At 41.5% G+C, this 22,368-nt stretch carries 24 protein-coding genes; 4 read left to right on the plus strand and 20 right to left on the minus strand.

Annotation, left to right across the window (positions count from 1 at the left end; genetic code table 11):
* Positions 1-669 (minus strand): beta/alpha barrel domain-containing protein, encoded by a 669-nt coding sequence (locus D0X99_RS10485; RefSeq protein ID WP_119477776.1) that lies wholly within the window; start codon positions 667-669, stop codon positions 1-3.
* The gene (locus D0X99_RS10490; RefSeq protein ID WP_119477777.1) at positions 669-1,661 is read right to left on the minus strand and encodes a sugar kinase; all 993 of its coding nucleotides are present in this window, start codon (positions 1,659-1,661) and stop codon (positions 669-671) included. The genes D0X99_RS10485 and D0X99_RS10490 overlap by 1 nt, the downstream gene beginning before the upstream one ends.
* A gap of 48 nt (positions 1,662-1,709) precedes the next feature.
* On the opposite strand from D0X99_RS10490, the gene D0X99_RS10495 reads away from it, so the two are divergent.
* Entirely contained in the window at positions 1,710-3,344 is a 1,635-nt protein-coding gene (locus tag D0X99_RS10495) for a UxaA family hydrolase (protein ID WP_119477778.1), read from the plus strand.
* Between the two features lie 55 nt (positions 3,345-3,399).
* Here D0X99_RS10495 and D0X99_RS10500 read toward each other — a convergent pair whose 3' ends face one another.
* Entirely contained in the window at positions 3,400-4,056 is a 657-nt protein-coding gene (locus tag D0X99_RS10500) for a hypothetical protein (protein ID WP_147392221.1), read from the minus strand.
* Positions 4,057-4,195: 139 nt separating this feature from the next.
* Positions 4,196-4,477, minus strand: a complete 282-nt coding sequence (locus D0X99_RS10505; RefSeq protein ID WP_119477780.1) for a DUF1330 domain-containing protein — start codon at positions 4,475-4,477, stop codon at positions 4,196-4,198.
* A gap of 45 nt (positions 4,478-4,522) precedes the next feature.
* Here D0X99_RS10505 and D0X99_RS10510 point away from each other — a divergent pair, with 45 nt between their 5' ends.
* Positions 4,523-5,830, plus strand: a complete 1,308-nt coding sequence (locus D0X99_RS10510) for a tagaturonate reductase (protein WP_119477781.1) — start codon at positions 4,523-4,525, stop codon at positions 5,828-5,830.
* 16 nt (positions 5,831-5,846) lie between these two features.
* Here D0X99_RS10510 and D0X99_RS10515 read toward each other — a convergent pair whose 3' ends face one another.
* From D0X99_RS10515 to D0X99_RS10555, 9 genes are all read right to left on the minus strand, one after another.
* Positions 5,847-7,235: a TolC family protein gene (locus D0X99_RS10515; protein WP_119477782.1), complete on the minus strand. Its 1,389-nt coding sequence runs from the start codon at positions 7,233-7,235 to the stop codon at positions 5,847-5,849.
* A complete protein-coding gene (locus D0X99_RS10520) occupies positions 7,232-8,587 on the minus strand; it encodes an HlyD family secretion protein (protein WP_119477783.1) in 1,356 nt (451 codons plus the stop codon). The genes D0X99_RS10515 and D0X99_RS10520 overlap by 4 nt, the downstream gene beginning before the upstream one ends.
* A 4-nt stretch (positions 8,588-8,591) precedes the next feature.
* Positions 8,592-10,289, minus strand: a complete 1,698-nt coding sequence (locus D0X99_RS10525; protein WP_119477784.1) for a peptidase domain-containing ABC transporter — start codon at positions 10,287-10,289, stop codon at positions 8,592-8,594.
* Positions 10,282-10,959 carry a TetR/AcrR family transcriptional regulator gene (locus tag D0X99_RS10530; RefSeq protein ID WP_119477785.1) on the minus strand — a complete coding sequence of 226 codons (678 nt, stop codon included), beginning with the start codon at positions 10,957-10,959 and terminating at the stop codon, positions 10,282-10,284. The genes D0X99_RS10525 and D0X99_RS10530 overlap by 8 nt, the downstream gene beginning before the upstream one ends.
* A 97-nt stretch (positions 10,960-11,056) precedes the next feature.
* Positions 11,057-11,419, minus strand: a complete 363-nt coding sequence (locus D0X99_RS10535; RefSeq protein ID WP_119477786.1) for a DUF2237 family protein — start codon at positions 11,417-11,419, stop codon at positions 11,057-11,059.
* Positions 11,412-11,807 carry a DoxX family protein gene (locus D0X99_RS10540; protein WP_119477787.1) on the minus strand — a complete coding sequence of 132 codons (396 nt, stop codon included), beginning with the start codon at positions 11,805-11,807 and terminating at the stop codon, positions 11,412-11,414. Before D0X99_RS10540 ends, D0X99_RS10535 begins: the two co-directional genes overlap by 8 nt.
* 87 nt (positions 11,808-11,894) lie before the next feature.
* On the minus strand, positions 11,895-12,269 hold the full coding sequence (locus tag D0X99_RS10545; RefSeq protein ID WP_119477788.1) for a DUF983 domain-containing protein: 375 nt from the start codon (positions 12,267-12,269) through the stop codon (positions 11,895-11,897).
* Positions 12,270-12,352: 83 nt separating this feature from the next.
* Positions 12,353-12,556 (minus strand): hypothetical protein, encoded by a 204-nt coding sequence (locus D0X99_RS10550; protein WP_119477789.1) that lies wholly within the window; start codon positions 12,554-12,556, stop codon positions 12,353-12,355.
* Positions 12,556-13,071 (minus strand): DUF4920 domain-containing protein, encoded by a 516-nt coding sequence (locus D0X99_RS10555; RefSeq protein ID WP_119477790.1) that lies wholly within the window; start codon positions 13,069-13,071, stop codon positions 12,556-12,558. The genes D0X99_RS10550 and D0X99_RS10555 overlap by 1 nt, the downstream gene beginning before the upstream one ends.
* Before the next feature lie 224 nt (positions 13,072-13,295).
* Between D0X99_RS10555 and serA the strand changes: the two genes are divergently transcribed.
* Positions 13,296-15,188: a phosphoglycerate dehydrogenase gene (serA, locus tag D0X99_RS10560; RefSeq protein WP_119477791.1), complete on the plus strand. Its 1,893-nt coding sequence runs from the start codon at positions 13,296-13,298 to the stop codon at positions 15,186-15,188.
* Positions 15,189-15,265: 77 nt separating this feature from the next.
* On the opposite strand, the gene rfbB is transcribed toward serA, so the two are convergent.
* The 6 genes from rfbB to D0X99_RS10595 form a co-directional block, all read right to left on the minus strand.
* Positions 15,266-16,321: a dTDP-glucose 4,6-dehydratase gene (gene rfbB / locus D0X99_RS10565; protein WP_119477792.1), complete on the minus strand. Its 1,056-nt coding sequence runs from the start codon at positions 16,319-16,321 to the stop codon at positions 15,266-15,268.
* 4 nt (positions 16,322-16,325) lie between these two features.
* The gene (locus D0X99_RS10570; RefSeq protein WP_119477793.1) at positions 16,326-17,378 is read right to left on the minus strand and encodes an NAD-dependent epimerase; all 1,053 of its coding nucleotides are present in this window, start codon (positions 17,376-17,378) and stop codon (positions 16,326-16,328) included.
* Between the two features lie 40 nt (positions 17,379-17,418).
* Positions 17,419-18,585: a glycosyltransferase family 4 protein gene (locus D0X99_RS10575; RefSeq protein WP_119477794.1), complete on the minus strand. Its 1,167-nt coding sequence runs from the start codon at positions 18,583-18,585 to the stop codon at positions 17,419-17,421.
* A 174-nt stretch (positions 18,586-18,759) separates the two neighbouring features.
* Positions 18,760-18,960 carry a helix-turn-helix transcriptional regulator gene (locus D0X99_RS10585; protein ID WP_119477796.1) on the minus strand — a complete coding sequence of 67 codons (201 nt, stop codon included), beginning with the start codon at positions 18,958-18,960 and terminating at the stop codon, positions 18,760-18,762.
* A gap of 12 nt (positions 18,961-18,972) precedes the next feature.
* The gene (locus D0X99_RS10590; RefSeq protein ID WP_119477797.1) at positions 18,973-19,419 is read right to left on the minus strand and encodes a hypothetical protein; all 447 of its coding nucleotides are present in this window, start codon (positions 19,417-19,419) and stop codon (positions 18,973-18,975) included.
* A gap of 12 nt (positions 19,420-19,431) precedes the next feature.
* The gene (locus tag D0X99_RS10595) at positions 19,432-19,854 is read right to left on the minus strand and encodes a hypothetical protein (protein ID WP_119477798.1); all 423 of its coding nucleotides are present in this window, start codon (positions 19,852-19,854) and stop codon (positions 19,432-19,434) included.
* Between the two features lie 183 nt (positions 19,855-20,037).
* Between D0X99_RS10595 and proC the strand changes: the two genes are divergently transcribed.
* The gene (gene proC / locus D0X99_RS10600) at positions 20,038-20,838 is read left to right on the plus strand and encodes a pyrroline-5-carboxylate reductase (RefSeq protein WP_119477799.1); all 801 of its coding nucleotides are present in this window, start codon (positions 20,038-20,040) and stop codon (positions 20,836-20,838) included.
* A gap of 393 nt (positions 20,839-21,231) precedes the next feature.
* Here proC and D0X99_RS10605 read toward each other — a convergent pair whose 3' ends face one another.
* The gene (locus D0X99_RS10605) at positions 21,232-22,344 is read right to left on the minus strand and encodes a TlpA disulfide reductase family protein (protein WP_119477800.1); all 1,113 of its coding nucleotides are present in this window, start codon (positions 22,342-22,344) and stop codon (positions 21,232-21,234) included.
* Positions 22,345-22,368 lie beyond the last annotated feature (24 nt).

The raw sequence follows: 22,368 nt of genomic DNA on the forward strand, positions 1-22,368 counted from the left end.
TCAGGGTTTATTGGCTCTAATCGACTCGATGATATCCATGGCATGCCGGACAGATTGCCGGATTTCCGTAAAGGCTTTCTTGGTAATCAAATCCTTCCGGAAAAGCTGAGATCCCATTCCTACGCAAAGTACCCCAGCATCAAACCACTTTTTAAGGCTTTCTACATTGGGTTCCACTCCGCCTGTGGGAATAATTTCAATCTTTGGCATCACTGCATGAACAGCAGGCACAAACTCCGGTGTCAGAATGTTTGCAGGATAGATTTTTACCAACTCGCAACCAAGTTCTTGGGCAAAAAAAACTTCGGAAACGGTTCCGCAACCAGGAATCCATGGAACTTCCACCTTCGCACAATACTCACCCAATTTTGGGTTCATGACAGGGGCAACGATGAACTCTGCACCCATATCAATAAACTCCTCCGCTTCATGAGGATGGTATATCGTGCCTGCACCAAGGTAAAGTCCAGGCATTTTATCAGCAGCAGCTTTGATTTTTGGGAAAATGGACTTGGCTTCCTTTCCCCGATTTACCATCTCAATGACTCTCACGCCACCTTCATAGGCAGAAAAAAGAATATCCAGACAAACTTGTTCATCCGGATGAAAGAAAATAGGCATCATGCCACCGGCATGCATTCGCTTGATGAAAGGAGTTGGGTTTCTCATTATCGTTTGATTTTTCCAACGGCCTCACCGCTGGCTAATTCATGTACTTCCTGAAGTGAGCATAGCAAAATATCCCCCGGAACGCTGTGTTTGATCGCACCCGCAGCCATGGCAAACTCAATCGCCTCTTTCGGCTTCATAGTGAGCAAACCATGAATCAAGCCTCCTGCAAAGGCATCGCCTGTACCAACCCGGTCCACAATGTGAGTCAACTCGTATGCTCGTGAAGAGTAGGTTTTCTTTTTACCAAATAGCGTGGCTGAAATGGTATTATTGGAAGAGCTATGGGAAATGCGATCTGTCTTTACGATGTATTCTAAATCTGAATATCGCTCAAATGCCATATTTCGAACTTCTGTGAAGCTTTTGAAATCTTCATCAAGGCATTGCTTGAAGTCACGAGTACCTGCGATAATTACATTGGTGAGTTCCATCAATCCAGGCATAACTTCATGGGGAGCTTTCCCATATTGCCATAAATTGCTTCGGTAATTCAAATCCCCACTGACAGTAATTTCTCTTTTTCGGGCTTCTTTCAGGGCTTTTAAGGTAAGACCCGCACACTCCTTGGACAAGGCCGGAGTGATCCCAGACCAGTGAAACCAGTTCACCCCATCAAACACTTCATCCCAAGGAAGATCTTTTCCGTCATAATTTGCAAAAACAGAGTTTGCCCGGTCATAAATGACTTGAGAACTCCTTTGCATAGCGCCTTGCTCCAAAAAATAAATACCTATCCTGCCTTGACCATGATGGATAAACTTGGTGTCGATTCCATTTTTGCGGAGTTGACCGGAAGCCGCCCAACCTATTTCCTGGTCCGGAAAGGCTGTTAAGTGTGCTACATGATTGCCCCAATAGGCCAAAGCAGCGCCAACATTTGCTTCGGAACCTCCAAATTCAACATCGAAAGAATGGGTTTGGAAAAAACGCTGATTTCCTGGCGGGGAAAGTCTAAGCATGACTTCACCCAGTGTCACAATTTTCTTCATCGAAGAATAGATTTTTATCTAATTTGACCAAGTTAAGGAATAAAAATTATGAACAACACCACCCTACTTCTCGATCCTTCGGACAATGTCGGAGTAGCTTTAACTGATCTTGATCGAGGTCAAAAAGTGGCTCTCAATGGATTGGAGCTTGAAATTCAGGAATTTGTAGCTGCCAAACATAAGTTTGCAATCCGGGAATTTCAGCCGGGAGAAGACATCCTGATGTATGGTACCATTGTAGGTGAAGCCACCCAAGCCATCCCAAAAGGAAATGCAATCACACTCCAAAATATCCGTCACAAAACCCGGCATTACACCAAAACCACCGGCCATTTCAACTGGAAAGCACCGGATGTCTCTAAGTGGAAAGAAAGAACATTCTTAGGTTATAAAAGATCTGATAATCAGGTAGGTACCGCCAATTATTGGTTGGTTTTACCCTTGGTGTTTTGTGAAAACACCAATGTGAAATTACTGCAGGAAGCCTTCGAAAATGCACTCGGTTTTTCCGAACCCAACCCCTACGAAATTCAAATCAAAAACTTGATTTCAGGCTTTCAGAATAAAAAAATTACGGAAACGGTTGCGGAAAAACCGGTCAAAAACCAAAGTAGGATTTTCGAAAACCTCGACGGGATCCGATTTCTGACCCATGACCTAGGATGCGGTGGCACAAGACAGGACGCCGAAGCCCTCTGCGCCTTGTTGGCAGGATATATCAACCATCCCAATGTTGCAGGAGCAACAGTAATGAGTTTAGGCTGTCAAAATGCACAAGCGAGTATCCTTTTGGAAAAACTCTCGAAAATTCAAAAAGGCCAGCCAAAAACCGTGATCATCTGCGATCAACAACAGGAAGGAACCACCGACCAGCTGATCCAAAAGGCAATCAAGGAAACATTTGAAGGTTTGGTCGAAGCCAATCAAGCCCAAAGGGAGCCTTTTCCACTCAGTAAACTAGTCATTGGATTGGAGTGCGGTGGGTCTGATGGTTTTTCTGGAATTTCAGCCAACCCAACATTGGGTAGAGTTTCCGATTTGATCGTTGCCTTGGGGGGGTCGGCGATCCTATCCGAATTCCCAGAACTTTGTGGAGCAGAGCAAAACCTGATCTCCAGATGTGAATCGGAGGCATTGGCTGACAAATTCATCCACTTGATGGAAGCATACAATGAGTCGGCCAAGCGAGTAGGCAGCGGTTTTGACATGAATCCAAGTCCGGGCAACATCAAAGACGGCCTGCTGACTGATGCAATTAAATCCTGTGGTGCAGCGAAAAAGGGCGGTACCGCACCGATTTCAGATGTGCTCGACTATACGGAATACTTGAAAACACCGGGATTAAACCTGCTTTGTACCCCGGGGAATGACGTGGAAAGTACAACGGGTCTTGCTGGAAGCGGGGCAAATGTAATTCTCTTTACCACGGGTCTTGGCACTCCTACCGGCAATCCGATCTGTCCTGTCATCAAAGTTTCGACCAACAACAAGCTAGCCAAGCGGATGCCGGATATCATTGATTTTGATTCAGGTTCGATTATTTCAGGCGAAGACACAATCGAAACCTGCGGAGAAAAATTACTGGAACTGGTAGTACAGGTTGCAAGCGGGACCATGCAAACCAAAGCAGAGCTAAACAAAAATTACGATTTCATCCCATGGAAAAGAGGGGTTTCCCTTTAAAAACAAAAGAGCGGCACTTGATCACAAGGCCGCTCTTTTTACTTAATAAGGGTGATTAAAAGACAATATTTGCTCGAAGTGTCGTTTCTCCTTTTCCATCTTGGGGGTTAAAATACCCATTCACCTCGCCTGTTCCAGTAGCAGTCTTGTAAATTCCAGTACCACCTATTATTTCAACTTGGGCAACGAAATTTATTCTTGTCGGAGAGGCTGGAGTGGTCACATTTAACACATTTTTGAAATAAATGGCATTTCCTTTTCCATCTGTGGTCAGGGAACTTACCGCATCAGGAATTCCTGTTAATCCCAAATCAGCCAATTCGGACTCAAAAAACTGAGTTACAGGAGCACCGACAGTACTCAATCCATTTGGCCCAAGGGTAGCATATTGATTTATAAATGAATAAGCATTTCCCATGTGAGTTGCGTTACCAAAACCAGTGCCGGGATACCATGCCGGTGCAGGTGCTCCTTGAGACCAGCCACTTGCCTCATCACCAACCAAAAAAATTTGATTGGTAAACTTTTCTTGATAAAATACTCCATTAGGTGCTTTTCTGAGATTCTCACCTCCGGAAATTACTTCAGAAGATTCTTCGGCTGTTTTAGCCATTTCATTGGCAACTGGCGCTTCAACCTCCGACATACAGGAGGTCAAAATCATTGCACTAATCAGGCTTAAGCCCGACCAATTCAGGTAATTCTTTTTCATTGAATTTTTTGATTAAGGTGATAGAATTTTTTTGATACGTTTTTCACAAAATCTACTTTTTACAGGTGGGTGAACAAAGACAACTTTTCTAAAAACAGCATCTTATTTGTATTTCACACCAATTAAAATGCCAAAAAAATCAACCCACAATAAAAAAGTTTGCAACCGAGGCTTTTTGTCGAATATTCTTAGCTTTCTGATATAAGTCTGAATTGTACCATTCCAAGGCTTTCTCCTTATCGGGAAATTCCAATAAAACCAATCGATCATGTTTCCACTCCCCTTCCATGACTTGGACTGGAAGGCCTCGAATAACAAATTTGCCACCGAAGGGCTCGATACTACCGGGTGTGAGTTTCTTATATTCTTCGTAAACTTCAGGATCGTGAATATCCACTTCCACTAATACAAATGCTGACATAAAGGGTGATTTTAGTTTTCACCCAAGTTGTCCAAATCTTCTTATATGGCAAATACTGACATTCAAATTCTTCAGTTTGGAACAGGAAATTTCCTCAGAGCCTTTTTTGAGCCTATGGTTCAAGACCTTAATAAGAAAGGTAATTCTCTGAATATCTGTATCATCCAAACCACTTCAGGAAATACGCTGGGAAAATTGGCTGAGCAAAATTTTCAGTACCATGTTCTTGAGGCAGGCTATCGATCAGGCCAAAAAATAGAGCAAAGCGAAAAGATTACCTGTATCAAAGACGGGCTGAAGCTTCCGGATGAATCAGAAAAATTCATGGAATTTGCAGGTTACTCACAAGTAAAATGGATCATTTCCAATGTCACTGAAGCTGGAATGGTCTGGAAAAATGAGGGGCCATTCGAAAAATTTGCAGAATCCTTTCCGGGGAGATTGACACAATGGCTTCACAATAGATATCTGAAAATCCCCAATTCGGAAACGGTGGTTTTGCCCTGTGAATTACTTCCTAACAACGGAAAGATTCTGAAGGATTTTGTGCTCCAACATGCAGCTAACTGGGGCCTTCCTCCTGATTTCATGAGTTGGCTAAATACAAAAGTCATATTTCTTAATTCATTGGTTGACAGAATTGTACCTGGATTTCCATCTCATCTTGATTTAAGTCTGAAAGAGGAGGATCCGCTTCTAGTACAAACCGAACCCTATTCATTTTGGGCAATCGAAGGCCCTGAATGGTTGCGTTCAAAATTACCCTTTCTTGAATCCAGAGCAGAAGTAAAATTAGCTGAAGACATCTCAGGCTATGCACTGAGAAAAGTGAGAATTCTAAATGGCTCCCATACTGCCATGACTGGATTGGGACTTTTGAATGGCATACTTACCGTGGGTGAATGGATAACAGATCCCAAGAGGGAAAAATTTCTTTTGGAAATGATTGAAGAGGAAATTATCCCTTCAATGGATTTGGATCTCAGTGAGCTGAAGAAATACTCAGAAGATGTGCTGGATCGCTTCAAAAATCCTTTCGTCTCTCACAAACTCAGCGACATTTCGCTCAACAGTACAGCGAAACTTAAAAGTAGAATTATTCCTACACTTGAGGATTACCGCAAAAAGTTCGGGGTACTTCCTTCGAAACTGACGTTTTGCTTAATGTCAATGATCCTGTTTTACCTCCGAAACCCCGAAAAAATCCGGGACACAGAGGAGATCAAGTCCTGGTTTGAAAATGTTCAAAAAACCAATTCAGAAAAAGAAAATCTAAAGGAAGCCCTGAAAGTTTTGTTGGAACTAGACTGGAATTCAGACTTTGAATCAACTTACACCAAGCTCATCCAATAAATTACAAATCAGCACCTTATTCAAAACCCAAACCTGCAGCTACTCGGCTTTTGGCATAAGATACTCTAAGCTTTGAAGCCAGCTCATTCAGGGTGAGTCTTGAATCAAATACAGATACTTCCCGTGCATTGACAAGAAAAAGGCTGGATTCTCCGATTTCAAATCTTCTGGATTCACCCTGCAACAATGCCTGAAGACTTTCCACATTTTGTGAAAAGGTTTTTACCTGTTGGTTGAGGATGGTCAGGTTATTCAACTCAGATTCCAATTTTGTCCGGAGCTGAATTTCCTTCAAATCCCTGGAATTTTGTTTGATGTCAATCTTGGCTTTTGTAAGACCGACAGCACCTCTGGACTTTCTCAAGAGTAAAGGTGTGTAGACAGTGACCCCCCATTTGTAATTGTTTTCGAAGAACTGGGACTGATTAAAATCTGAGAAGGATTCCGTAAGGAAATTATACTTCAGTTTAACCACTGGAATGATTTGCTGGCTTTTTAGTCTTCGCTCAACATCCAAACTTGCCAATTCAAAATCGGTCAGCATCAGTTCTGGATGGGAGGCTACTGCAGCCCTCAGTTCCGAAAAGTCAGGATTCAAAAATCCATTTTCAAACAATCCTTCAGGGGTAATCGTGCCGGAAAGCGCCATTGGGTTACCGTTTTCATCCCATAGAAAGGTGTTCAATTCTTGAGTAGTAGTAAAAAAAGTGTTTTCTGCAGTCTGGAGGCGATACTGTCGATTAAGCAATTGAGAAAACGCTTCTACCGTATCAATTGCCGCCTGGTCACCCTGCTCAAAACTTCTCTTCACAGCCCGAAACCGGATGTCTGCCAATGCCACTCCCTCTTTAAGAACCTGCAAGTTTTCATAGGCCAAAGCCCATCGCCAATACATGTCCGTGGCATCGAGGTTTAGTTCGTTCAGGATTCTCTTTCGTTCCACTTCAGTGGATTGCTGATAAATCTGAGCAGTTTTAAGGGCCGCCCTTCGTTCGTCTAAAATCAACCCCTGGCCCAGATTGACGGAGGCTCCAGCAGCCAGTAATCCACCTGATGGGACAGTTGCTTCCGGATTTAGATAGGTACCGGAATTCTGCTCGAAAGTACCATTTAGCTCCACTCCCATCCAGGTTGGTATGGTTACCCCTGCCTCTCGTTTGTCATAGTAAGTCGACTCCTTGTATTCCTTTTTATCCAAGTTACCGAAAACCAAAGGATCAAAACCTCCCCGTGCTTGACGAACCTCCATTTGACCCATTCTGAGAGTTAGTTCAGCTTGGGCAGCAACGGGGTGATAAAGGCGTACCCATTCCATGTATTCCTCAAAGCTCAGCTTCAAAGAATCCTGAGCCTGAGCAAACCAGGAGACAAAAAACAGCAGTAAAGTCAGCGTTCTGTTCTTCATTTCTTATCAGCTGATGATTTGTCCTTTTCCTCTTGAGTGTAATAGTCTGCCGGGAAACCGTTAAGCTGTCGCCAGATTTCGTACCAAACCGGAACGTCATTGAGCAAGGCAATACCATCTGCTCCCGAACCAATTCTAAGCAAATCAGGCCAAGCATCCTCTTCAGGATCTTCCACTACAAGGACACGGTATTGATTGTTAGGCCCGGCAAACTGGTCTATCGCAACGACTGTTCCTCCGAATGTACCATTTGATATCTGAGGCCAACCTGAAAAGACGATCGCCGGCCAACCATCAAAAATGAACCGGACCTTATTGCCCACTTTCAGCAAAGGCAAATCCACCGGCTGGACATACATTTCCACTGCTAGATCGGCATCAGAAGGCACGATGTTTACAATTTGATCTCCTTCTTTGATGGTTTCTCCGATACCTACTTGGATAGCCTTGGCAATGTACCCGTTCTGAGGAGCTAGAATGTATCTAAATCCAGTTCTTCGTTCATAGTTTGAATATTGATTTTCAAGTTTGGTTGTACTCGCTTCCGCATCAAACTGAGAGGACATAGCTGTATACATTTCGGATTCAGCTTTAGCCAATTTGTCCTTAAAATCATTGTCTATCGCGTCCAAATCAATTCTGGCAGTGATAAATTCATTCTGGCTACTTAGGTATTTATTCTCAGAGGAAATCAATTTTGCCTGAACTTCCTGAAACTTAAGTCTCCTTCCTTCCAAACTCGTAAGGGAGATCAAGCCTTCTTTCATCATTTGTTCGGCTCGCTCCATTTGGTACTTACCAACGTCGTAGTTGACTTTTGCCTGAACCAGCTCAATACTGTCAGATTGAACCTTTAATTCAGCTATTTTAAGTTTGTTTTCAGCCTGTTGAAGTTTTAGGATGTTGTTTCTTTTTAAAGCTGCTATTTGATCCTGTAGCGCAGAGACTTTTTCTCCGTAAGATTTAGCTGAAAGGGACTTAGCTTCCACCTGCATCTGAGTTCTGGGTAAAAGCAGGGAGTCAAAGTATTCGTCCTTTACTTCGGATATTCTCAATATAGTGTCTCCAGCGGCCACAAAATCACCTTCAGCTACATACCATTTTTCAATTCTACCTGCAATTATCGAATGAATCGTCTGGGGTCTTTGATCCGGACGAAGAGCAGTCACATAACCCTTGGAACGAATATTTTGAGTCCATGGAAGGAAAAGCATCAAAAAGGACGCAATCAAAATTCCAGTCAATATTCTTACTCTCCGTTGACTATCTTTCAGCGGCAGAGTCATTACCAGACTTTTGGCCCCGCTGAATGGAATTGAATCCTTGATCTTGTTTGAAGAAATATCCAACATCGCCTTAATTTTTTAGATTTTTAAATTCCTGATAAGTCCCATGGAAAGCTACTAGCCCTGCTTGCATTAGGATAACCTCGTCAGCTTTGCTCAAAATCTCATCTTCGTCTGAGACTAGAAGTAAAGTCCAGTTTCCTTTCATTAGGTAATCCACGATTCTGGTCTTGATGTCCTTTTCAACATATTGTAGGACATTTTCCATGATCAGAGCTTTCATATCTCCAACAAAACCTCTAGCTAGAAGAATTCGCTGAGCCATTGATTTGGAAAGTCCTTTTCCCTCAGGCTGAAGCATTGCATCTAATCCAAAGGGCTGTTGATAGATGTACTCTTTCAATCCAACCAAGTCGAGAATGTAATCCAACTGATCTTGGTTAAAATCCCTACCCATTAACACATTTTCACGGATTGTTCCATGGAAAATCTGTTGGAGTTCAAGGAAATCCCCTACCATTGCCCGGTATTTTTCCAAATTGATGTACTCCAATGAAAGATCGTTGACCGCTACTTTGCCCTCATATTCTTCATAAAGTCCGGCAAAAAGGGCCATCATTGCGCTTTTACCGCTACCGCTTTTCCCGGTAACCACCACCTTTTTACCTGGTTGAATTGTAAGGTTAACCCCTTTAAGGATTGGATCAATGGAGTCTTGGGGATGAAACACCACATTCTCCATACTGTATTTCAAGCCTTCTGGATTAGGTTTGACAACTTTGTCGCTTGGACTCTGGTGCTCCAACTCGAGGTCCATCACTTGCCCAAGTTTCTCCACTGAAACGAGCGTGTCATATACTGTATCAAGTGATAAAATCAGCTTTTCAACCGAATTGACTACTAAAACGATGATTACTTCGGCGGCAACGAACTGACCGATTGATATCTGATCATTAATCAGCAATAAACTTCCAGCCAGAAGCAAACTGGTTACAATCAGCACCTTAAATCCAACCATTACCTTGTATTGAAAAATCAATACAGAGAAATGCTTGGCTCTAAACTCCACATACTTTTGGATTAGCTTGTCTGCTCTCAATATAGGTAGTCGGGTACCTCCCACCAGCTTAAAGGAATTGAGGGTTCTACCAACTTCCTCTAACCAATAGGCGGTTTGGTACTTATAGGTAGATTCCTTTAGCGCGGTTTCCATTCCTTTAGGTCCGGAGAAGTAAAAAATCAAGGTCAATATCCCAATCAGGACAATTCCAAACAGAATGAAAGTCGGGTGGTAAACAGACAACAATAAAAGTCCAAATATCACCTGCAGCATTGCTGCCGAGAAATCAATCAGAATTTTGGAAAGGCCTTTTTGGAGATTGACTGTGTCGAAAAATCGGTTGACTATTTCTGGGCCATATTCTCCATGCATGATTTCGGTTTTAATTCTTGGGAGACGATATGCAATTGACAGACCTGATTTGGAAAAAATCCGCTGCTGGAGTTTTTCCATAATCTGAAGTTGGGAAATCTGCAAAAAACCTCCAAAAACAACTCCAATTGCCACAATGATGACCAAAATCACCCAAGAAGTAGTGATCCTACCCCCTAGGATAAAGTTCAAAATCGCTTGAATTCCTAAAGGCAATGATAGAGTAATCAACCCATTCAGAACTGCATAAAAATAGATCGCATATACTTGATTTTTCTCTTCTCTCAGCAAGCTGAAGAATCGCTTGACAGGTGTAATATCCGGAGCACTATTCATTTGAAATTGCTTTAAAGACAAGTTGATGAAAGAATTGGTAACGTTCACTTCCCTCAGGTTTTACTTCGGTCATTCCGGGAAGGTGCTGGGAATTGAATGACTGGAGAAGACTGGATTCCATTACTGTGGAAACCAATGTCTTTGGAAAACTGTAACTGGGATTAATTTCTCTTATAATATGAGAAATACGCTCACCAAACTTATAAACTTGAGTAAAAATCCCGGATTCATGCTCTAAGTCAACCAATTTGGTCAAATAACCTTTGATCGATTCATTGACTACAAGACCTCTCAGCAGATTTGGGTCAAGAAACTCATTCTCCCGATAGATGGGTCCATCTACCATCAATCGAATGGCCACACTCAATCTTTCTTCAGGGTCCTTGAGATTGGCGGTGGCAAAAACAAGATTATGCTCCATCCATGCCCAATACCAGGCACTTAGATAAAGTAGTAGTTTGTGCTTATTGTCAAAGTACCTGTAGATAGCCGCCTCGGTGCTTCCGATTTTTTGAGCAAGTTTTTTAAAGGTAAACTGCTCCATCCCTACTTCCTGAATCATTTGAGTACCTTCCCTCACAATGGAAACCCCCAATTCTGAACTGAAAGGCTCTTTCAGATACAAATTAGGGCTGACCTCTACCCGGATTCTTTTGATTATTGATTCCATATTTTCCCAGAAAACTATCAGCTAAACGGCTGGAGTTAAAAAAAGGTTTGTATTTCTTCTATTGTTGTTAGTAATGATAACAATAAAAATAATAAAACTATCTCTTGAATGCTTTTGAGATTAGCCAATCCATTGGGATTAAATTCAAAGTGGTCTCGTTGGTTGCTTCTAAAATTACCGGAGGAGCAAAACCTGCCAGGAAAGCTTCCCGCCAACGCAGCGCACAAAGACACCATTTATCTCCTGCGTTAAGTCCAGGAAAAAGATACTCCGGGCGCGGAGTTTGTAAATCATTTCCCCGGCTTTTGGTAAAAAATAAAAATTCTTCAGTCATCACAGCACACACCGTATGAGTTCCGAAATCTTGCTCATCGGTTTTGCAACAGCCATCTCTATAAAAGCCGGTGAGTGGATTCAAGCTACAAGGAATCAACTCCTCCCCAAAAACATTTTTAGGCATAGATGCGTGGATTTTTCCAGATCCAAAAAGACCAAAAGATCAAAACTGGATGAATGATCAATAACCTCAACCATCCTACCAATTCCGGAACACAAAGTCCTCCTTCCAAGCAGGAACCTATTTGAATAAAATAAACGTGAGACGGAATAAAGGCAACCAAAAGGATAACCACTCCTAAGCTTGCTCTTTTCCTTGTAGGAAAATAGAGAATCCCTAATCCTAAGAGAATCTCGGCGATACCGGCCAGGGTATTTATCAATTCAGGCTGAGAAAAAAAGGGGGGGATGAGCGGAAGGTAAAAATCCGGTGCAATAAAATGATTTACCCCTGCAGCGAGGTAGAAATAGGCCATGCCGTGAATGAGTGCTTTTTTTTGCCAGATTTTCATTTTTCCAATGTAATGGATTATTGGATGGTAACTTCTACCAAGCCTTCAAGTTAAAAGCAACTCAAGTATTAATTAAAAAAAAGAGGCTTAAAAGCCTCTGTATTTCAATTTACCTAACCAATAAAGGTACAAGACCTTGGAATAACGGAGCATCGCCGGAAGTAGAATCATATTCAAAACCACCGTAGTCGTCAAATACATCCAAAGCTGCGGTTCAGCTACCAAAACATTGATAGCGGTCAAAGAAGTAATTACCAAAGCCACTGAAAAAGCATAACTGATATACATCGCTCCGTAATAAAAGTCAGGCTCAGGAACAAAATTAGCACCACAAACCGTACAGGTTTTGTTGACATCAGAGAGTCTTCGATAACTAAACATACTGACTGAAAAAAGTCTTCCTTCCCTGCATTTAGGGCACTTGGCCATTGCAATTGCCTGACTGGCGCTGATTTTACTCATTTCTAAAATTTTTCCGAAGATACCTTATTGGCAATAAAACCTGTGTAATCCAAATCACAAAAAAAGGGCTTAAAGCCCCTTTTTTATCGTGTTTCTTCCAGATCGTAATCCTTACCCTTTCCCCATTGAAGAAGTTCATGAAGTGTATAAAATTCCAGCGTGTCCAAATCCTTGACCCTGAAATTCTCACCCGAAATCCTGGACATCACCTCAATCCTCCGAACTTCACCCATATTGATGAGTCGGTAGACTCTCCCTACCCTCAAATTGTCCAAAGCAATCGGCATTAGGCTTTAGGTTTGATCTTTGCGCCAGTTGCTTCAAAGGTAATTTCCCGCTTTGGAGCGGTGATAGATTCCACCTCTTCTTTGGATTTCCCCTGATCTTCAGCATAATGCTTCAAGGTCTCCACGTCGGTTTCGGAGAGTGTAGCCACACCTTCCAATACAATCGGAAAACCTTGGGAATTGGTCGGAATAAAAAACCCGTAGTCTTTAAAAGTCACCCGCATGGATTCTCCGTTTGGCAATTCCATGGAAAACCAGCACCCCTTTTTAGTGCAAACTTCCTTGATCTCACCGGAGATTTTTCCTGAAAAAGTCCCTTTAGCTTCTACCGAAGCGACCATCTCAGCTGGTGTCACCACCTTTTCTTCCTGAAAAATATTCCCATAATTTCCGGGTACTACTTCAACTTCTCCCACAACTTCATAGGTGGTCTTTTCAGATTCCTGTTTTTTTTCCTGACAGGAAAAGATCAAGGCTGATATTAAGGCTGAGGTAAATAAAAATGACTTTCTCATTGAGGTTAATTGTTTGAATTCAAAAATAGCTCAATTCACCACCAGAGAAAAAGAAAAAAACTGCTTTTAGAATAATTTAAGCTGACAATTGGCTTTATCTAATTTGGATCATATTTATAAATTTTTAATCTGAAAAATCTTTTCAAACAAATTCAGCAACAATCCATCGGATTTTTTAACAATCCTGTAATTTTACCCAACGATGACCTATTGACCCTGTACTCATGCCTCAAACCAAAAAGTTTATTATTGATTTTGACAGTACGTTTACCCAAGTTGAAGCCCTTGACATTTTAGGAGAAATCAGCTTGATCAATGACCCCGATAAAGCCCAAAAACTTCAGGCCATCAAAGACATCACTGATAAGGGGATGGAAGGATCCATCACTTTCAGAGACAGTCTTGAAATGCGTCTGAATATCTTAAAAGCGACCAAATCTCAAATTACCGATTTGATCGCCGCTCTGAAGCAAAAAGTCTCCAAATCATTTGAGCGAAATAAGGAGTTCCTTCAGGAAAATGCCAATGACATTTACATCATTTCCAATGGATTCAAGGATTTCATCATTCCGATCGTAGCCGATTATGGAATTCGAAAAGAGAACGTCTTTGCCAATGAATTTGTCTATGACGAAGTAGGAAACATCATTGATTTCAATCGTGACAATCCCCTTTCCAAAAACAACGGAAAAGCAGAAACCATCAAGCGGGTCAATCTCGAAGGGGACATTTATGTAATCGGTGACGGATACACCGATTATGAAATAAAGGCTTCTGGTTTGGCCAATAAGTTTTATGCATTTGTGGAAAATGTCCACAGGCCCAAAGTTGTCAGCCAGGCTGATCACATCGCACCAAGTTTTGACGAAATATTATACCTCAATAAGTTGAATACAAAATTTTCTTATCCAAAAAGCAGAATCAAAGTTCTCCTTTTGGAAAACGTACATCCCATCGCAGTAGATCTGCTTCAAGAAGAGGGATACCAAGTTGAAGTGGCCACAGGCGCCATGAGCGAAGATGAACTTTGCGAAAAAATTAAAAATGTGTCGATTTTGGGCATTCGCTCCAAAACCAATGTAACCAAGAAGGTGCTTGAAAATGCTAACAGGCTTTTGGCTATAGGAGCGTTCTGCATAGGTACCAACCAAATTGATCTGGAAACCTGCCTGGAAAAAGGAATTGTGGTGTTTAACGCGCCTTTCTCCAATACTCGCTCTGTGGTAGAAATGGCGATTGCGGAAATCATCTTCCTGATGAGACGATTCCAGGACAAGTCATTTGGCATGCACCAGGGAAAATGGGATAAATCTGCAACTGGTTCATTCGAGATCAGGGGTAAAAAACTCGGTATCGTGGGTTATGGAAATATTGGAGCGCAGCTTTCAGTCCTGGCGGAAAATATGGGAATGAATGTCTTCTATTACGATGTGATTGAAAAGCTTGCCCTTGGAAATGCCACTAAAGTCAATTCCTTGGATGAATTACTTTCAACCTGTGATATTATCTCCCTCCATGTTGACGGACGAAAAGACAATAAGTGCCTGATTGACCGCGAAAAAATTAGCAAAATGAAGCCGGGAGCGATTTTGGTCAACCTCAGTCGCGGGCATGTGGTGGATATTCCTGCATTGCGTGAGGCTATGCTCTCTGGCCATTTGGCTGGATGTGCAGTTGACGTTTTTCCGGAAGAACCAAAAAACAATAAAGAACCTTTTGTATCCGAATTGATCGGCTTACCCAATACAATTCTGACTCCGCATATCGGTGGAAGTACCTTGGAAGCTCAGGAAAACATTGCCCGATTCGTTCCAGGCAAAATCATGGAATACATCAATACAGGCAATACCTTTAATTCTGTCAACTTCCCGAACATCCAGTTGCCTTTCCTAAAAAATGCGCACCGACTGATCCATATTCACCTGAACGAACCAGGTGTTTTGGCAAAAATTAACCAGGTACTGGCAAACTTCAATATCAACATTGTCGGTCAATACCTGAAAACTAATGAGAAGATTGGTTACGTAATTACGGATATTGACAAGGCTTATGAGCCGGAAGCCATAGAAGCATTAAAGACCATCCCTGGCACAATCCGATTCCGAACTCTTTATTGATTATGGATATTACAATACAACAGAGCCCCGAAAAATTTCGGGGCTCTGTTGTTTATATAACTGATAACCAATGATTTTTATCTGTTTGTATAATGCTCCGAATAATAATCCTGATAAGATCCGGATGTAACGTGGTTAAGCCATTCTTCGTTGGCCAAATACCAGTCAATCGTGATATCTATCCCCTCATCAAATTGAAGACTTGGCTCCCAGCCTAGTTCTTTTTGAATTTTAGCCGCATCAATGGCATAGCGAAGGTCATGTCCGGCTCTGTCTTGTACAAAGGTGATTAGCTTTTCAGATGTACCTGGTTCCCTGCCCAACTTTTCGTCCATCTTTTTGCAAAGAAGTCGAACGATGTCGATGTTTTTCCATTCGTTAAAACCACCAATGTTATAAGTTTCACCTGGTTTTCCTTTATGAAAAACTGTATCAATTGCACGTGCATGGTCTTTTACAAAAAGCCAATCCCTAACATTCTCCCCCTTTCCATAAACTGGAAGAGGTCTCATGTTTTTGATATTGTTGATACAAAGCGGTATGAGCTTTTCCGGAAAATGATTGGGTCCGTAATTGTTTGAGCAATTGGAAACCACCGTTTTCATTTTATAAGTATTGGCATACGCCCTAACAAAATGATCAGAGGCCGCTTTGGAAGCTGAATAGGGAGATTGGGGATCGTAGGGCGTTGTTTCAGTAAAAAAGCCACCATCATGAAGTGATCCATAAACTTCGTCAGTGGAAACATGATAAAACAAATGCTTCTCCAATTCTCCTGCCCAGGCTTTTTTGGCAGCATTTAGCAAATTCACAGTTCCAAAGACATTGGTTTTCACAAAAGCAAGAGGATCTGTAATGGACCGATCCACATGGGACTCAGCAGCAAGGTGAATCACGTCAGTAATGTGATGCTTAGTAAAAACAACATCAAGTGCATCTGCATCCTGAATATCCGCTTTCTCGAAGCAATAATTGGAAGCCTCTTCCACTGACTTAAGGTTCTCAAGATTTCCAGCATAAGTCAAAGCGTCCAAATTGACGATCTTGTATTCAGGATACTTGGTGACAAAAAGTTGAACTACGTGACAGCCTATAAATCCGGCACCTCCGGTAATCAAGATAGATTTAGACATAATTTTATTTTTTGTAATACGCTAAATACCAATCGGTAAAGGCTTTAACACCTTCATCAATTGGGGTATTTGGCTTATATCCAGTATCTCTGACAAGATCCTCAACATCAGCATGCGAAGCTGGCACATCACCAGGTTGTAATGGAAGAAGTTCCATTTTCGCTTTTTTACCCAATCCCTTTTCTACAGCGTGGATGTAATCCATTAATAATACTGGAGCGGAATTTCCAATGTTGTAAATTTTAAATGGGGCTTTACTGCTACCAGGATCCGGGTTTTGGGAATCAAAAGAAGGGTTTGGCCGGGCTGGCCGATCGGCTACTTTTACCACGCCCTCTACGATATCATCAATGTAAGTGAAGTCTCTCTTCATCTTACCAAAATTAAAAACTTGAATAGGATCACCCTTTAGTATGGCTTCGGTAAAAAGGAAAAGAGCCATATCCGGACGCCCCCATGGACCATAAACTGTAAAAAACCTTAAGCCTGTGGTAGGAATTCCAAACAAATGACTGTAGGTATGAGCCATAAGTTCATTTGATTTTTTGGAAGCTGCATAAAGCGAAATCGGATGATCTACAGAATCTGAAGTGGAAAAAGGCAATTTCTCATTGGCTCCATATACAGAACTTGAGGAAGCATACACCAAATGTTTGACCGGATAAAAGCGGGAGCACTCCAGAATATTTAGGAATGCCATGATATTGCTCTGAATGTAAACTTCCGGGTGTGTAAGTGAGTATCGAACTCCTGCTTGGGCAGCCAAATGAATGACCACGTCAAACTTTTCCTGTTCAAATAAGGACATCAATGGCTCCTTTTCCACCAAATCCAACTGGATAAACCGATAATGCGGAAATTTACTGGATTGAACCAGTTCTCCTTTCTTGATGGAGGATTTTGGGATACCCCTGAACTCAAGTCGGGAGTATTTTAGATTGACATCGTAGTAATCGTTAATTACATCCAACCCAATTACCTCATTACCCCGATCGATTAATTTTTGTGCAACATGAAATCCAATAAATCCGGCTGCGCCGGTCACGAGGTACTTCATAGGGAAAAGTGATGCTTGGTTATCCTGCGCCAAATATAAACTATTCCGCGGTTTTGGCGGTGTTTAATAAGCGCTGGTAATTGCTAAAAATTTCTTTATGAAGGATTTTCCGATCATAATATTCGACTACTTCTTGGTTGAGTTTTTCTGCGTACTGAGCCATTTTGTCCCTCTTCACAAAAGCAAACTCCAAAGCCTCTTTAAGCACCTCGGCATTCTTTATAGGAAAAATTAATCCGGTTTTTTGCTGGGTAATGATGTCGATATTCCCAATGATATTTGAACAAATCACCGGCACATTCATCGCTCCAGCCTCGAGCAAAACATTTGGAAAACCTTCTCGATGAGAAGGATGAACCAACACATCTGCCAAAGCTAAGTAATGAGAAACATGGTCTGTCCAATCAATCTGAACAATCCGAGCATGGTCCCGAATGGTCTGCATCGTCTCTGGAGAAATCGGATTAAGCTCCTGCTCAAAAGAACCTAAAAGAACCAGCTTTGATCGGTTTACTATCTTTGAATTCAGGAAAGCAGAGACCAATTCCTCAATCCCCTTGTCCTTCACCAACCTACCCACAGAAAGAATGATGAAATCGTCCTCACCTGGCATGATGCGCATGGTGGCTGCAACCAGATGGTTTTCCTTCAGAGATTCCCGGTTGAATTTTTCCAAATCAACTCCGTTGGATGAGCCTTTGTGAATGAGCTTCAGTTTATTTTCCGGACAAAGTTCCTGTTCGATTACAAATTTTCGGAGTCCTTCGGAGTTTGGCCAAACCTCTGTTGCATTGGAATAAGTCCACTTTTCAACACTTTCCAGGAGGCTTTTTTTATTTCCTTCAGCTGACATTGCGGGAATTCCCGCAAGGGTATGAATCCGGATTTTTACTCCAGAGAGATTTGCAGCAATCATTCCCAAAAGTCCAGCCTTTGGAGTGTGAGTATGGACTATATCCGGTTTTTCACGTTGAAAAAGTTTGATGAGCAACCAAATGCACTTTAGGTCTTGAAAAGGTGTAATCCTTCGGGTAAACGGAATTACCTCATGCCGGACACCCTCATTTCTGACTACCTGATCTACTTCCCGGCCATCAGAGCTAATCATGACCACCTCCCAACCTTGTTCTTTCATATATTTCATTTGCCCTGCGAGCAAAAGTTTGAGTGAAAGTGGAACGGTGGTGATACGGATCAGCTTGGGCATCAAAAAGGAATTCTAAAGCGGCAAAGGTAAGATTTTAACGACAGCACTCCTTCTAAAATTTGAAAGTAATGGGCAAAAACTCCTATGAGTTGCTTTTTCCTAGCCTCGGGTTTTCCAATGGACTTCTCGAAAATGGATTCTGAAAAGAAGCTAAATGGCTTTTCAAAATTGACCTCAATCACCCTCCTCCAATTCAAAAAGATTTTCCATAGCCACACCGAAAATTCTGGCGATTTTCAAGGCCAATACGGTGGAAGGAACATATTTACCAGCCTCAATGGAATTGATGGTCTGTCGGGAAACCTGGACTTTTTCCGCCAAGTCCTGCTGGGTCATGTCTTTCTTGGCACGCTCCACTTTGATAGAATTCTTCATAACATCCGGTCCTTAAATTGCTAGCATGGCTTGCTTTTGCTTGTGTAGAACCCATCTAAACCTACCTATGAATATGAGCTGAATGGTAAACATGTTGTATCCCATGAATTCCAAATAACCAAAACCATAAAAAAGCATAGTTCCGATGATCAGGATAAAGGTGTTGGCATAAAAAGCCACCAAAAGCGAATCTAGGCGGAGCTTTTGAATGTATTCATCTTCTTCTTTCTCTCTGGAAAATGTTAAAAAGAACAAGGAGATAAAAACACCAATCAAAGCGACTTCATTGGTAAAATTCTCTTTGGAATCTTCAAACAGTTGACCATCTCTCACTTCTAATTCCAGAAATCCAAAATTGAAATCAAAGTAGTTGTTAGCGAAGAGAAGTCCGGCAAATGGCAGGAAAAGAATCCAACCGATTTTTTGATAGCGGTGAGGCAAAAGGATTTTGGTCAGCATGGTCGTATGGGATTAGTTTTCTTCCTTGTTGGCAATATATTTTTGGTACTGAAAAGCCACATAGATGTAGGCATTAAGCAGGAAAAGCACCAGATATGCTGTGAATAGCTCCGAGGTGATCCGATCGAATCTGAGGTAATTGATAAGCATCAGCGCACCCAGACCCCATAACAGCCAGAAAAATCCAGTCTGAAAAGCCTGCTGCCGGAAATTGCGTATCATCTCATCCTCCACTTGCTCTCTGCTCAGGTTCAAAATCATAAATGCCAACGCCCAAAAGCCATAAATGATCTGAGTCGCTTCATTTGGGTCAGTCTTGGGATTCAAAAAAGCCATCCCGATGACAATGAATACCGGAAGCGGAAAAAACACATAAGCCAGCTTCTTCCATCCAGGATGAAGCAACGGGACTTCCAATAGTGAGTTCTTTTTCATAAGTCATGTTTATTTTACCAAAAGTAAAACAAACTTTACTTTATGTCAAAATATTTTTCCAAATAATTCACATAAAAAATCCAATGGTAAGGGCAGCATCAGCCAGAAGCTTTTTCATTTTGGCAGAAAGGCCTGTGATTTGTTTACCTTTAGTCAATCAAACCTGTTAAAAATTCAAATTCCATGATCTCAACTGTAAAAATTGCCATAATAGGCTGCGGAAATCTCGGCACATCCATCGCAAACGGACTTTTGATGAGGGGGGACTTTGATCCAAAAAATCTGACCCTGACCAAACGAAATACATCAAGCCTTTCTGAATTCGAAGCCAAAGGAGTTCATGTTCATCCAGACAATGCCGCTGCGGCAAAATATGCCGATTTAATTCTTTTGGGAGTCAAGCCATACAATGTGGCTACGATCCTAAAAGAAATAAAACCTGCTTTAGATCCAAGCAAACAAATCATCGTTTCTCTGGCGACAGGAGTCACCCTCAAAGAAATGTATGAAGTCCTGGATCCAAAAACGGTAACATTTCGAGCTATGCCAAACATTGCAGCTGATATTCAGGAATCCATCACCTGCATTTGCCATGAACAGGCAAATCCAATTCAAGTTGAAATGATCAAGGAACTCTTTGATTCAATAGGTTTTACCATTTCAATCGATGAGACATTGATGGAGGCAGCTACAGTCCTGGGGGCTTGTGGAATTGCCTATGTATTAAGATTTATGCGTGCAATGATTCAGGGAGGTATACAAATTGGATTTGACTCAGTCACTGCCAGTAAAATTGTAAATCAAACCGTAAAAGGGGCAGCAGAATTAATGATTCAAAAAAACATTCATCCTGAGGCAGCTATAGATAAAGTAACCACTCCAAAAGGCTGCACGATTGTTGGTCTAAATGAAATGGAGCATCAGGGATTTAGTTCGGCAATGGTGCGTGGTGTCATTGCGAGCTTCGAAAAGATAGAAAAGTAGAATCTTTTTAAACCTATAATTAGTCGCTGAAAATTTCAGCGACTTTTTTTTGATTTTTTTTTCATTGGAAAAATCTAAATCCAGTTTAAAAAACCGCACCGGAGAACCATTTTGAATTGATTTGATCTTGATTTTTTAAATCATTTTATTAAAATATTACTATTACTTTAAAAAAGAATAATTTTCGAATTGTTTTTCTTTTGAATGTTTTTATTAGATTTGTCTCGGGTGATAAACAACTTTTGCTATTCTTTTTTCAAAGACACGATTTTTAAAGGAAGGACTGTTTGGTAACTTTTTCCTCCTTCCTTTTCTTTTTGATTTAAACCTCTGCTCATAAAAAAAGCCCGAGATCAGAAAAGATCCCGGGCTTTTGATTTTCCTTAAAGGTAATTAATCAAACAATTCAGCAAGTTTGTTTTCCAAACTCGGCCCTCTTAGGTCTTTGGCAATAATTTTTCCATCCGGATCGATCATGTATGTAGCAGGAATAGCCTCGATCTGGTACAATTCCGCTGCTACTGAGTTGAAATACTTCAGATCCGAAACTTGAGTCCAAGTCAATCCATCATCCGCAATTGCTTTCACCCAGTCTTCTTTGGTTCGATCCAATGAAACCCCAAATACTTCAAATCCCTTATCCTTGTATTGATTGTAAAGTCGAACGACATTTGGATTTTCCTGTCTGCAAGGCTTGCACCAAGCCGCCCAAAAATCAATCAATACATATTTTCCCCTTAGATCAGAAAGCTTCACCATTGTTCCATCAGGATTTGGTAATTCAATTTCAGGTGCAGGTTGACCCACAGAAAGTGCCCTCATTTCATCCAGCTGTTGTTTCATCTGAAGAATTGATATGGTGCCTGGGTAGTTTTCATTCAACTTAGCAACCAATTCATCAATAAATGGAAAGTCAGTCTTAGGATTCAAAAGTCCAACTGCCGCAAGTGGAGCGAAAGAATCACCCATACTGGTGATCATTTCCTTCACTTTTTCAGCCTGCTGAGTTTCCAAAGTCATGGCGTCCAACTGGATTTTTTTTATGGCTTCCGAGTCGTTTTTACTCATGGCTTCATAATATGCCTCATTCAGCTTATTCACTTCCAGCTGATAATCTCCCATCAGCTTCTCAATCTTCAGCATTTCCTTGGAGTCTTGGGAACCTTCGATTACCAAGCTTTCCGGATTGGAGAAATTGTAATTCACCTCTACATCATCCTTAAATAAGGCCAGTCTAACTACTTTTTGACCATAGAGATTCAATTCATAAAACGTAGGAGTCTCAACGGTCAGCTCATAGGTGAATTCACCGTCAGAATTCAGGGAGAGCGTGTCCAATATTTTTGGTCGACTATCAGTAAACTGGGAAAGAATCACTACCCCTTCGGGCGCATTTTCGATTTTTCCAGCAACCTGAACTTTGCCATCAGCGGAAGATCCGCTTCCCCCGCAGGAGAAAAAAGCCGTCACGGCCAAAATCCAAACTCCAATCATGGTATATTTCATCTGTTTATAAATTTTTCTTTCAAC

The organism is Algoriphagus lacus (assembly GCF_003583985.1).
In the GTDB taxonomy this organism is placed as follows: Bacteria; Bacteroidota; Bacteroidia; order Cytophagales; family Cyclobacteriaceae; genus Algoriphagus; species Algoriphagus lacus.